Genomic DNA, 12998 nt, shown 5'->3' with positions numbered 1-12998 from the left:
GTCAAGTAAACGTAAAATTATAACAAGTGTATAACTTACCTGTCAATGCTTTTACCTGCATTTGTTTCACAAAAGTTTCATATCTGAGCATAGTATGTCAAAAAAATTGAAAAATTATGTATAAATTAACTAAATGGCTTTTCCCATTTACTTCTTTTAGAATGCTACTACTCTTCTCCATTTAAAATAAAAAGGTCTCAAAAAGGCCTTGACCCTTTGAGACACTACTTTCCTTTATAGACGATCATATTCTTCTTTTAAAGGCATCCCACGCCGCATGACACCTTTCGTTTCAATTCCACCTAATCCTTTCTCCCCTGTAATGGTATTTCTTAACACATCGCTTAAATGAATATGATCCCTGAAAGATGTTAAACTCACACGAGAAGCAATATAAACTGGATCTAACGCATGAATGTTAACTCGTTCAGGAGAACTGGCAAAATTAGCTCCTGCTTTGATAAGCGTTTCAAAGTGGGACTGACATGCACCAGCAAAAATCACCAAGTCATCACGATGCCATGTATAATTCCGTGCAATTCGGACACACTCCGCAAAATATTTCGTATTCCGATAAGAGCGAATATCTCGCATATTGCCCTTCGATTTTAAATACGCATCATGGCCTGTTACAACAATGATGTCCGGTTTCACCATTTCAATTAGAGATCCTATTTGTTCAGGCATTTCCTTCTCATGCGCATGCACCCCGTAAACAGGAACTCCAAGCTTTTCATATAAAGCCGTGCACTTTTTTAAGTAAAGCTATCGCCATCAATATGCAAAACTCGCCCACGTAACTCAAAAAAATCTATGTCACTTTTGTAACCAGATGTCACTTCATATTCTCCACGTTGCTTTAAAAGCTTTGCATCCTGACGAAAGAGTTGATAAGAGTAGTCTTCAACTTCTCGAGACTTCTGGCTCATTTCCGCACGCTCTTTTTCAGAAACGAGGACAAGATCTTCTATCGGTGCATCCGCTAATAAGCGCATATCTTCACCTACGAGCTCCACTAGTTCTGAATGGATTTCAGATACCCTAAACAATAAATCATGGCCATAGGATAGGCGGGTCACAAGATCTCCCTTATTAAGCTTCATATAGACGCCTCCTCTCCACTTACCCTATGTCAAGGTAATATGGAAAGTGCTAGTCCAACACCCTTTTGTAAAGAGCATTACTAAGAGATGCAAACTCCTCCAATGACAACGTTTCGCCACGTCTTCGTGGATCTATTTCTACATCAGATAACGCATACTCAATCTCCTCTTTTTCCGCTTTACTAAATAAATTATGCGTTAAATTATTTAATAACGTTTTCCGCCTATTGGCAAATGAGGCATGAAACACTCGGAAGAAGAAAGCTTCATCAATGACGCTAACAGGTGGTTTATCTCTAAGCGTTAGCCTTAATACTGCTGAATCAACGCGTGGCTGAGGAATAAAAACCGAGCCTGGAACAGTCATCACCTTCTCAGCTTTAGCATAATATTGAGCGGCTATCGATAAAGAGCCATAGTCTTTTGAACCAGGCTTTGCTGCAATCCGATCTGCAACTTCTGATTGAATCATAACGACAATGCCACGTATCGGTAACTTCTCTTCTAATAATTTCATTAAAATAGGTGTCGTCACGTAATAAGGTAAATTGGCGACTACCATAATATCTTCCATTCCTTGAAAGTGACTTTCAATATAATGATGTAAATCAACTTTTAAAACGTCTGCATGAACAATCGTAATATTTGAATATGGAGCAAGAGTATCATCTAATACAGGTAACAGCCTTTGATCAATTTCAAACGACACAACCCGTTTAGCTTGCTTAGCAAGCTGTTCGGTTAACGCACCGATTCCCGGACCAATTTCAATCACTCCTGAATCAACTGTTAACTCTGCCTGACTAACAATATTACGCAATATATTTAAATCAATTAAAAAATTTTGACCTAAGCTTTTTTGAATTCAAATCCATATTTACTTAAAATTCCTTTTGTACGAGCCGGAGTGGCTATATCTTTTATCAACGTTGTTCCTCCTTAAATACTTTCTCCATTGCTGCTATAAATTCCATTTTTGAAATTCGAAACATTTTGTAAACGTTTTTGCAGCTGCTTACCATTAGCATAACCAATGTGAAGAAGTTCTCCTAACTGTTCCCTTCTTTTCCTTGCGTTCACTCCAGCAATTAAACCCGCATCGATAAGGTCGTTTAATGGGATCAATACGTCTTTTAATCGCTTCTCAGTATGAGCATGCTTCAATGCCTCACGTATCGCTATTGGTGAGGCATGCTCTACCCCTACGCTTCCTTTTCGTTTTGCAAGTGCCTCTGACTTCGGTAAAAATGCATGCTTACACTCAGGAACATGTTGACGAATAATTGTCCGGATTCGTTCTCCAGGAAAATCAGGATCCGTAAATACAATAACCCCTCTCCTCTCTTGAGCCAATTTCACCTTTGCTAGCACACGATCATCAACTGCTGAGCCATTCGTTTCAATTGTATCCGCATCAACAGCGCGTTTAATTGCTACTGTATCATCTTTTCCTTCTACTACGATTATTTCTGTTATCTTCGGTCGTTCGTTTCTTGCATCCATTTATCTCTCCATTATTTGTTCGTTCCCCCAAGCTTCCTTTTTTTCGTAAAAGCCTCGGGGTCGTTTTTTAACATTAAGTGTCAGAGTTTAACGGTTTCCCGCTAACCGTAAAGAGTTAATCCAACACTCTTTACCTGATGACTTAACTAATATAACACCTATTAATTTATCCTTTATCATATAACAAAAAACACAGAGTCACAATGCAACTCTGTGTTTAAATCATTAGTCTAAAATCGTTATCTCAACCGTTCTATTACCCCAGTTTTTCGCATCTGCTGTTGTTGGCATATGAACATCAATTTTATTCCCAACAATAGCCCCACCTGTGTCACCAGCAATGGCTGTACCATAGCCTTCTACATGTACTTTGGAGCCAAGCGGAATGACATTTGGGTCAACAGCAATAACCTTCATATTTCGGTTTTCATTTAAATTGATTCCAGTTGCTGTTACACCACTACAACCACTACAGTTAGCAGTGTATGCTGTCGATTGAACTGTCATTGTTGTTCCACCTGAAGCAGAAGAGCTACTTTCGTTACTACTGCTGCTATTACTACTATTATTCGATGTTTGAACCGGATCATGACCTCTTGATGTTGTCGGAGCTGGTTCTTTCGTTCCAACAGCAACAATACGATCGGAGCTTTCCTTTACCGTTTCCTCTTTGACGAGTTCACGAGATACCTCTTCACCATCTTCAAGGATAACCTCATAATGCTTTTCGATTTTACCTTTCTCTCCACTCTGGACGACTTCCTCTTTACCAGCAAGCAAGTCATCATCTTTACGAGTAACAGTAGCAAAGTCAATCGTTTCTTCCACCACATCGGTGACTTTTTCTACACGTACGACTTGAATTGACGTTTCCTCTTCTAGTCGTTCTTCTAAATCTGGCTCGACACGATCTAGTTCGTTAAGCTCTAATTCTTCTCTCTCTAAAAAGTCAGCGACAGTCGTCGAAGTTGTCCATATCTCTTGTTGCTCACCATCACTAATCAGCTCGACTAAAAAAGAAGATTCATAGATTAGCTCCATATGTTCTTCAATCGTAGCACTTAATTCAGGTTCAACCACATCATGCTCTTTATACTCAATTTCCAACTCGGTTATTAGCTCTTCTACCGTTTTTGACGTCGTCCAAACGGTCTCCTCTTGACCATCAATCATTGTGAAGACTTGCTTCGCTTGCTCCCAGCTAACTGTCATTCCGTTCTCTATCTCTGTATCAACACTAGGTTCAATATAATCATATGATTGGACTTTCCACTCATACTCTTCGAACAGATCGGCAACTGTATTAGCATGTGTCTCAACAACCGTTTCTTCCCCATCAATTAATACGGTAACTGAAGCCTTTGTTGTCTCATACACAGCGTATGTGATCAAACTAACGAAGAGTACTAGACAAACCGAGGATATGATTGTTTTCTTCCCTAAAAGCTTCTTGGGAAGAAACTTAATCCTGTTTAAATCCATGTTATGCCCTCCTCTTTGGTATCGATCGAATTATAAACACAGTACCTCCTCTTTGTCAACTGATTGTTTTTGAATGACACATCTTCTCCATTATCTATTAAGACGCCTCAAAAGAAAACAAAAACTTATCGACAAGTCCAATTTATGCAATAACAACAAGGTGTAGAACTACTTCGAAACGGTTGTTTATTTGACATATAATTACATATAATCCCATTAAATACCGAAATTAAATGTTGAAAATTTTTTTTGCATTTGCTGTTGTCGCCTTCATAATTTCCTCCAAATCAACTTCCTTTAACTCGGCAATTTGCTCAGCAACTAGACGAACATAAGCAGGTTCATTTCGTTTCCCACGGTTTGGGTGAGGAGCTAAATACGGGCAATCGGTTTCGATTAATAGTCGATCTAACGAAATAGCTTTAGCGACTTGTTTAGGCCGTTTTGCATTTTTAAAAGTAACAGGCCCACCTAATGATATATAAAAATTCATATCGATACATTGTTGGGCTATTTCGATGCTCCCGCCAAAACAGTGCATAATACCCCCTACTTCTGATGCGTTCTCTTCTCTTAATATATCTACAATGTCTTGGTCCGCTTCTCTGTTATGGATAATAATAGGTAATTCGACTTTTTTCGCCAACGCTATTTGTTTGCGAAATACTTCCTTTTGTACTTCCTTTGGCGACTTATCCCAATGATAGTCAAGGCCCATTTCACCTAACGCAACTACTTTCGGATGGGAGGCTAAATGTTCAAGCCATTGCAGGTGCTCATCTGTCATATCAATTGCGTCAACAGGATGCCACCCAACAGCAGCATACATCCATTCGTATGTCTCAACTAGCTCAATCGCTCGTTTAATGGTCAATTCATCAAAACCAACAACGACCATATTTTGAACACCAGCTGCTTTGGCACGATCAATTACGACCTCTAAATCATCTTGAAATTGATCTGCATTTAAATGTACGTGTGTGTCAAATAACATCTTCTTCTCCTTTTCCTAACCAGAGATTTATATAGGTTTAACTCCACATGAATGTAACATTTCTTCATGTGGAGTATCATGCCTTATACTTATATCGTGTGCTGCTTATGACCAGCCTAACTTATTTCACTTTCGCCCCATTCGGCAAGTTTCCATCAATGGTAGCTAATTGAAGCTTCTTTCCTTTTGTTCCTGCTAAGATCATCCCTTGTGATAGTTCACCTCGTAATTTAACAGGCTTCAAATTCGTCACACATATCACTTTTTTACCTACTAGCTCCTCCGGGGTATAAAATTTTGCAATGCCAGATACTACTTGACGCTGTTCACTCCCTACATCGAGCTGAATTTTCAATAAGCGATCCGCACCGTCTACTTTTTCCGCCTTTATTACTTCTGCAACTTTTAATTCTACTTTCGAAAAGTCTTCGATCGTTATTTCATTTTCATCTTCAATTTCTTTAACCTCTTCTTCTACCTTCAGAGTACCACCCATCAATTTAACAATATGACCTACCTCTTCTTCTACATCTAGACGTGGGAAGATGGGCTCTCCTTTTTCAACCTTAACTCCACTAGAAAGCTGTGCAAAGGAGTGAATCGTATCCCATCCTGTTTCCTCTTGACGAATATTAAGCTGCTTCCACATTTTTTTAGGTGCTTCAGTCATAAACGGCTGTAACATAATAGAAATAATCCGTAATGACTCCGCTAAATGGTACATAACCGATCCAAGCTCTTCTCTTCTATCCTCTTCCTTGGCCATCATCCAAGGCTGTGTTTCATCAATATATTTATTGGTTCGACTTATCAATTGCCAAATGGCTGACAGTGCAATAGAAAACTCCATATCCTCAAGTGCATTTTCTACTTTTGTTATCGTTGATTCAACCAATTCAAGTAGCGAGCTATCAAACGGTGTTGCATCCTTTTTGTATGCAGGTATTTCTCCATCAAAATATTTATGAATCATCGCTACTGTACGATTCAATAAATTCCCTAAATCATTGGCCAAGTCATAATTTACCCGTTCAATAAACCCTTCTGGTGTAAATACCCCATCAGAGCCAAATGGCACTTCACGTAATAAATAGTAACGAAGAGCGTCCAAGCCATAACGATCAATTAGTGGAACTGGATCAACGACATTACCTTTTGACTTGGACATCTTCCCATCTTTCATTAATAACCAGCCATGACCAAACACTTTTTCCGGTAATGGCAAATCTAGTGCCATTAACATAATTGGCCAATAAATGGTGTGGAAACGAACAATTTCCTTTCCAACAATATGAACATTTGCTGGCCAATACTTTTCGTATAAGCTTTGGTCTTTGTGTCCGTAACCTAAAGCAGTAATATAATTCGATAATGCATCAATCCAAACATAGACAACGTGCTTAGGGTTTCTTGGAACTTTAACACCCCATGTAAAAGACGTCCGTGATACAGCTAAATCTTCGAGTCCCGGCTTTATGAAATTGTTAATCATTTCATTTTTGCGGGATTCTGGTTGAATAAAATCAGGATTTTCTTCGTAAAACTTTAAAAGGCGATCTGCATATTTACTCATTCGAAAGAAATATGACTGTTCTCGAACTTTTTCGACAGGATGGCCACTATCTGGGCTTTTTCCACCAATAATGTTCCCATCCTCGTCTGTAACTGGATCAACTAACTGCAATTCCGTATAAAACGTCTCATCAGGAATTGAATACCAGCCTTCATATTCATCTAAGTAAATATCACCTTGATCTATGAGGCGTTCGAAGATTTGCTCTACAACCTGTTTATGACGAACCTCTGTCGTACGAATAAAATCATCATAAGAGATATCAAGCTTCTTCCAAAGTGCTTGAATTCCTTTAACAATTTCATCCGTGAATTGCTGTGGTGTTAATCCTTTCTCCTTTGCCTTCGTTTCAATTTTTTGTCCATGTTCATCAGTTCCTGTTAAATATCGGACATCATAGCCTCTTAAACGCTTGTACCTCGCCATCGCGTCACCTGCTACGGTTGTATAAGCATGACCAATGTGTAGCTTATCACTCGGATAATAAATTGGGGTCGTTAAATAAAACGTATTGTTTTTTGACATAACAATCATTTCCTCCTTTTTTTGCATAAAAAAAGCCCTCATCCACAACGGGACGAGAGCATTGCTCACGTGGTACCACCCTAATTCTCCTCTTTCTTCACAGAAAAAGGACTTACGAAGTTATCACAAACTCCACTGTTAACGCCAGTTACGTCATGTGCTTATGCTCTAGCATTCACACATCAGTCCTCTTTGGACCATCTTCCATCCATCATCTATACTGGTTCTCAGCTCCCCCAGCTCTCTGCATAGCCTTTGCTACCAATAGACAAACGTGATGTACTCTTCCCTTCATCGGACAATTCGATATCATGTTTTTTCATAGTATAACCAAAATATACCGAAATTAAGCAGCATCGTCAAGAACGTGTATACATCGTTGCAAAAGGTGTTTTTTCTTTTTTAATATAACCCTCTTCACTTAGACGCAAAAGCTCCTCTTTCCACTTTTTTATATCCCAGCTTTTCTTTGCCTTCTTATTTAATTGTGAAAGTAAATTCATTAAATCCATCTCGGCAAACGGTAAGTGCTCTTCTAACGCTTCCACAATCCCTTCAATCCCTTTAACGTTCATTTCTTTGAGCTCATCAAACGGATTAAGTGTATGAGGACTCGTAGAATGAGCCATACGAATTCTAATCGCCATCGTCCTCCCCATAATCGCCGATGAAACAAAGGCATCTCCAGAGCGTAAATAAGGGAGACGCTTCCCTTCCTCCGCTGTTAAATCTGTTTCCTCCTTAATCGTTTGAATATCTGTTCCACGAACGGTTCGAAAAACAAACTTAGTATTTAACTGGGCCGTAATTGTTTCATCAAGTAGTGTCGGCCTTTGTGTAGCAAAAATCAGAAACACCCCGTATTTACGTCCTTCTTGAGCAATTTCCTTTAAAACAGATTTGGCTGGTGCATCAAACCCTTTAGGAGCAAAGTTATGTGCTTCGTCGGTTACGACTAAAAACGGAGGGAAAAACTCTCCTTGCATATGTTGTAGCTTTGCGTCGCGGTAGGCTCGTCTTTTCCCGTACAATGCCCCTATCACATAACTAGAAAACACTTGTAGCAACCAGACAGCACCTTGTACAACAATCAGCTTACCTGCATGCATTCCCTCTTCAATGGCACGAATATTTTGCTGAAACAAGCCAGCTTGGTGCAAACGATTTACACGCCATTGAATCCCTTTAATGGAGGCAAGCGGTAAACTTCCGTATTGGTCTAGAAGTCGTTTAAATAATTGATAACGTTCAATTTCCTCTCGTGACATTCCACCGTCATGTAGTAGCCCTTCGACCTTTTGCTTCCCTAATTCAAGTGCTTCAGACAAATGAGCAACTCTATCACTAAATGACTGATAACTATCCTTCCGTTTATGAATGGACTGAATAACGTTCACCATCGATTCTGTGAGTGAACCTGCAGCTGCTAATAAGCGCTCGACATCACGTGTTGTTAACGCTGAAAAGTCGACACCAACATCTTTTCCTATTTGTACAACTGTAAAACCTTGTTCATAGCTTTGTCCATCTACTCCTTCCGCCTTTGCAGCGAAATTCATTTCAAAATGGGGGTCAAAAACGAGACTTGGTATATGAAGCTTCATTAATTCCTCTAACATTACGCGTAATCCAAATGACTTACCAGACCCTGAACCACCAAATACGCCAATATGTGGGTATTGTTGCATCGAACGAATGTCAAAAATAAACGGTACGCCGTTTTGCATGCGTAATCCATCATGATCATGGATTGATAATAAATTGGTCAAAGATGATGGTAACGATTCGACAATAAAATCAGTTGATTTTACTTCTCCGAGTACTAGTCCATCCTTCGGTTTTGCCTTCACAAGCAAATGCTCGATTTCTGAAAAGTGAGGATGACGAACTTGTGCCCCTGTTTGAATCGGTTGAATCGCCTCTTCGAACAAACGAACCTTTGCTAAATGAATATCATCTGCACCAATATCATAACCAATTTGCTCTAATGTTTTTAACACTTGATCATCGGCAATTCCTTTATCAAATCCCATCGGAATATAGCGGTTATAGGAAAAAGTCTCAACAACCTCACCTTTGGGCTGGTAAAGCGAATCATCTTCGACAACGAGCATTTCATTCATCCGAAATTTATGTGTTTTTGAAGCAACATACACTTCATGCTGTGTCGTTACACCGACAATTTGCATATAAACTCCTCCTAATATGGTCGATTTGATCGTTTTTTCGTGAAAAACCGTTGCTTTAATTCTGGGTGAATATATTGATCAACCATTGCATTGACAAATTGATCTGTTACTCGAACTTCGTGGTCAATCATATCTAGCCATAACGGAATACCACGTCCATCCTGAGGTGTTAACGTATAAAGTACCTCGGCAATGGTATCACGCTCATTTTCCTGCTCTTCTAATAAATCAAAACCAGTAATCGCGGGATCAGAACTAAATCGTGCCCATACAGATTGTAATCCTGCTTTATGCTGCAGCTCTTTGATATACAACCATTCACCAGGTTGCAACACCCCAAATAACAAATCGCGGTCATATGTATGTGAATAACGTTTATAAGAAGCAAATTCAGTAAGCTTAACTAAATTTTCTGTCGTAATTTCTTCAGATACACCAACTAATAGAACATCCCGCTCCAAAGCCTTTTGTCGTAGCCGCTCCCACTCATCAGGTGCGTCAATTCGATAATGGTATAGGCACCATCCATAAGTACTAGTCGCAAATCTTTCTCCTCGATTAGTTGATATGCTACCTCAAGTTCATGCTTTGCAAGCTTATGAGAACGTAATTGACTTATTGATTGGTCGTCCTTTGTTTCTTTTTCCATTAATGGGGTATAGATTTCTGATGCCGTACATTGATAACCTGTTGTCGTCTTCGCTAACGCTTGAAAGAAATAAAGGACGTGCGGATATTCACCTTTCGTTTGATTAACCGATCCATCAACTGCAGCCAAATCCTTACCTTTTAACCAGTCTTTTAATGCTGCTGCTGACATTTGACGAACTTGTCGATAATCGGTCTGAATTGTCGTTAGTTTTTGTCGAATAATCTCATTTTCTTTCCTTAAAAATGAATACGTTTCTTCCAAATGGCGATTAACATCTTGTAACTTTTCTAATAAACCTTGATTAATCTCAAGCATAAATTTTACAGCCCCCCTTTAAGGAATCGCTATTTCTCAATGATATTCATTGTCAATTACGATAAAAATATTAAAAATTTGTAAAAAAGTAATTGACTTGTTTTGGAAACACTGGTACTCTAAAAAAAGGCAGAATTATGTCGAATAATGACTAATAAACTACTAAAAATACAAACATTTTGAGAGGGGACATATATTATGAAATCTACAGGAATTGTACGTAAAGTTGACGAGCTAGGACGTGTCGTTATTCCGATTGAATTACGTCGTACACTTGATATTGCTGAAAAGGATGCTTTAGAAATTTACGTTGACCATGACCGTATTATTTTAAAGAAATACAAGCCGAACATGACTTGCCAAATTACAGGTGAAGTATCTGATGATAACTTATCAATTGCAAATGGTAAAATTATCTTAAGCCCACAAGGTGCAGAAGAAATCTTAAAAGATTTACAAGAATACTTAGCAGCAGCAAAAGGGCAATAAGCCTAATTTAACGAACAACCATGCCTCAAAAGAGAACTTCTTTTGAGGCCTTTTTCTGCACTTATTCATTCGTTTGATGGTAGCTCGCATAAATTTCACGCTTCGGCTGCTTTCGTTCTACTGCTACTTTCTTAATTGCTTCCTTCGAAGTTAATCCTTTGGCAATATAATAATCAATATGCTCATTTATGGAAAACGACCCCCACCACTCTTCAGCTTGAACCTCACCGTGGAACCCTTCAACAACTAGACAAAATTCCCCTTTCACTTGTCCTGTTTCCACCCATTGTAACATGTCATCTAATGATCCTCTTATATACTCTTCGAATTTCTTTGTTAGCTCTCGACATAAACTTACATGACGATTACCTAATACGTCTCGCATTGTTTTCAAGGTTGATTTAAGCCTATGTGGTGATTCATAAAATAATAAAGTAGCTTCTAAATGCACAAGCTTCTCGAGTTCTTCCTTTTTCCGTTTATCTTGACGAGGCAAGAAGCCGACAAATTGAAAGGAGGAAGTTGACAATCCTGAACCAACTAAACTCATTAAAGCAGCATTTGCTCCAGGTAAAGGGATCACATAAATCTCTTCTGCAATTGCATCACGAACAAGTTCCTCGCCTGGGTCGGAAATGGCCGGCATCCCCGCATCGCTTACTAAAGCAATTGTTTTTCCATTCTTCATTTCACTTATAAGCTTAGTACCCGCTTCCTTACGATTATGCTCATGATAACTCACTAAAGGTGTCGATATGTCAAAATAATGACAAAGCTTTTTCGTTTGTCTCGTATCTTCCGCCGCAATGAGATCCGCCTCTTTTAAGAGACGGACGGCACGAAACGTCATATCCTCTAAATTTCCAATTGGAGTAGGTACTAAATAAAGACTCCCTACTCCCACATCATGAACAAAGCTCTTTTGCTGTTTCATTTATACCTCCACCTTTGTCCGAAATTCTCCTTCATATATTTCTAGAAAGGACTCACTATACGTTCCATCTTCATTGTATACAAAAATAGGCGGCAAACAAATGACACCTGACTTCCCTTCTTTACGACCTTCAACAAGCACGATATTTGCTTCCTTACTCTTGTTAGGATGAACAAATTGAATTCGCTTTGGTTCAATTCGATTCGCTCTCATTTCGTTCATCACATCCGTTAATCGCTCTGGTCGGTGAACCAAAGCCATCCTGCCTCCATACTTTACATACCTACTCCCTACACGGACGACATCCGCTAACGTGCAATGTAATTCGTGACGGCAATTGCCACATATTCATTCATATTTCGATTTTCTATCGCTTCCGTTTGAAAATAAGGTGGATTACATGTCACCACATCATAAGTCCCTTTTAATTGAACATTAACAATATTATCACAAATGATCGAAAGTCGATGTTCTAATCGATTCAACTCAAATGAGCGTTGTGCCATATTTGCAAGTCGCTTTTGAATCTCTACACCAACAATGTCAGCTTCCGTTCGCGTCGATAGTGCTAACGGAATAACGCCATTTCCTGAACATAAATCAAGAATTCGCCCTTTTTGAATCGGCACATGGACAAAACGGGCCAGCAAAATGGCATCTATTGAAAAAGAAAAAACGTCTTTACTTTGAATAATTTGTAGGCTCGTGCCAGCAATTCGATCTACGCGCTCACCATCTATTAACTCTACTTTCATCGCTATCTCCATTCTTCAAAAAAACACGAGTTTAATTTCTCTCTCGATCAACCGCGTTTTCTATGATTCCTTTAAATAGTTATAGAAAAGACCCTTAAAAGGTAAATCCCTAACCTTTTAAGTACTCACATTCATTATTTCTGATGTAGAAAAGAAAGACAGAATAAGCAATCCTCACCTTCAGCGCGAATGCTACCATAGTGGGTATTACATACGTGGAATCCTTCTTGATAGAGCCTTGCTAAATTATCATAACCTTCACCAACAAAAGCCTTCTTTTTTTGCATATCTCCAGATTTTTTCTCTACATCATCATCTTGGACATCGAGCCGTTCGCGAAGCTTTTCGTTTTCCATTTGCAAATAATGATTTTCTTCAATTAAATAGGCTAGTTGTTCCTTCAATCCTCTAAGCTCATGATGCAATTCACCAAGACGCTCTTCCAATTGACTCACTTGCGTAAAAACTGCCTTTTTATCCACGC

The 12998-nt window shown here is 38.9% G+C and carries 7 protein-coding genes and 5 pseudogenes; 1 reads left to right on the top strand and 11 read right to left on the bottom strand.

The features are described 5' to 3' along the window. Positions 1–234 precede the first annotated feature (234 nt). From yabG to JCM19034_RS15655, 8 genes and pseudogenes are all read right to left on the bottom strand, one after another. Positions 235–1103: pseudogene (yabG, locus tag JCM19034_RS15690) on the bottom strand (sporulation peptidase YabG). Positions 1104–1152: 49 nt separating this feature from the next. Continuing rightward, a pseudogene (gene rsmA, locus JCM19034_RS15685) lies at positions 1153–2030 on the bottom strand (16S rRNA (adenine(1518)-N(6)/adenine(1519)-N(6))-dimethyltransferase RsmA). Further along, positions 2027–2606 (bottom strand): annotated as a pseudogene (gene rnmV / locus JCM19034_RS15680) (ribonuclease M5). Before rnmV ends, rsmA begins: the two co-directional pseudogenes overlap by 4 nt. Before the next feature lie 225 nt (positions 2607–2831). Further along, positions 2832–4088 (bottom strand): G5 and 3D domain-containing protein, encoded by a 1257-nt coding sequence (locus JCM19034_RS15675; RefSeq protein WP_062051212.1) that lies wholly within the window; start codon positions 4086–4088, stop codon positions 2832–2834. Positions 4089–4317: 229 nt separating this feature from the next. Next, entirely contained in the window at positions 4318–5082 is a 765-nt protein-coding gene (locus JCM19034_RS15670; protein WP_062051210.1) for a TatD family hydrolase, read from the bottom strand. 121 nt (positions 5083–5203) lie between these two features. Continuing rightward, positions 5204–7180 carry a methionine--tRNA ligase gene (metG, locus tag JCM19034_RS15665; RefSeq protein ID WP_062051260.1) on the bottom strand — a complete coding sequence of 659 codons (1977 nt, stop codon included), beginning with the start codon at positions 7178–7180 and terminating at the stop codon, positions 5204–5206. A gap of 359 nt (positions 7181–7539) precedes the next feature. Next, the gene (locus JCM19034_RS15660; RefSeq protein WP_062051208.1) at positions 7540–9369 is read right to left on the bottom strand and encodes an ATP-binding protein; all 1830 of its coding nucleotides are present in this window, start codon (positions 9367–9369) and stop codon (positions 7540–7542) included. A gap of 11 nt (positions 9370–9380) precedes the next feature. Next, positions 9381–10189: pseudogene (locus JCM19034_RS15655) on the bottom strand (DNA double-strand break repair nuclease NurA). A gap of 345 nt (positions 10190–10534) precedes the next feature. Here JCM19034_RS15655 and JCM19034_RS15650 point away from each other — a divergent pair. Continuing rightward, positions 10535–10825, top strand: coding sequence for an AbrB/MazE/SpoVT family DNA-binding domain-containing protein (locus JCM19034_RS15650; RefSeq protein ID WP_062051206.1), 291 nt, complete (start codon positions 10535–10537; stop codon positions 10823–10825). A gap of 61 nt (positions 10826–10886) precedes the next feature. Here the strand turns inward: JCM19034_RS15650 and rsmI are convergent, their stop codons facing one another. From rsmI to yabA, 3 genes and pseudogenes are all read right to left on the bottom strand, one after another. Next, positions 10887–11759: a 16S rRNA (cytidine(1402)-2'-O)-methyltransferase gene (gene rsmI, locus JCM19034_RS15645; protein ID WP_062051204.1), complete on the bottom strand. Its 873-nt coding sequence runs from the start codon at positions 11757–11759 to the stop codon at positions 10887–10889. Next, positions 11760–12514 (bottom strand): annotated as a pseudogene (locus tag JCM19034_RS15640) (tRNA1(Val) (adenine(37)-N6)-methyltransferase). A gap of 134 nt (positions 12515–12648) precedes the next feature. After that, complete coding sequence (gene yabA, locus JCM19034_RS15635) at positions 12649–12996, bottom strand: DNA replication initiation control protein YabA (RefSeq protein ID WP_062051202.1); 348 nt, start codon at positions 12994–12996, stop codon at positions 12649–12651. Between the last annotated feature and the right edge of the window lie 2 nt (positions 12997–12998).

Origin of the sequence: Bacillus sp. JCM 19034 (assembly GCF_001310635.1) — a bacterium.
GTDB lineage: Bacteria > Bacillota > Bacilli > Bacillales > Bacillaceae_D > Halalkalibacter.
Note: the sequence above shows the minus strand (reverse complement) of the source record. Positions and strands in the feature narration are given on the sequence as shown.

Coding starts and splice junctions, on each gene's coding strand:
- JCM19034_RS15675 (WP_062051212.1), bottom strand. CDS start 4,088: ATGGATTTAAACAGGATTAAGTTTCTTCCCAAGAAGCTTTTAGGGAAG.
- JCM19034_RS15670 (WP_062051210.1), bottom strand. CDS start 5,082: ATGTTATTTGACACACACGTACATTTAAATGCAGATCAATTTCAAGAT.
- metG (WP_062051260.1), bottom strand. CDS start 7,180: ATGTCAAAAAACAATACGTTTTATTTAACGACCCCAATTTATTATCCG.
- JCM19034_RS15660 (WP_062051208.1), bottom strand. CDS start 9,369: ATGCAAATTGTCGGTGTAACGACACAGCATGAAGTGTATGTTGCTTCA.
- JCM19034_RS15650 (WP_062051206.1), top strand. CDS start 10,535: ATGAAATCTACAGGAATTGTACGTAAAGTTGACGAGCTAGGACGTGTC.
- rsmI (WP_062051204.1), bottom strand. CDS start 11,759: ATGAAACAGCAAAAGAGCTTTGTTCATGATGTGGGAGTAGGGAGTCTT.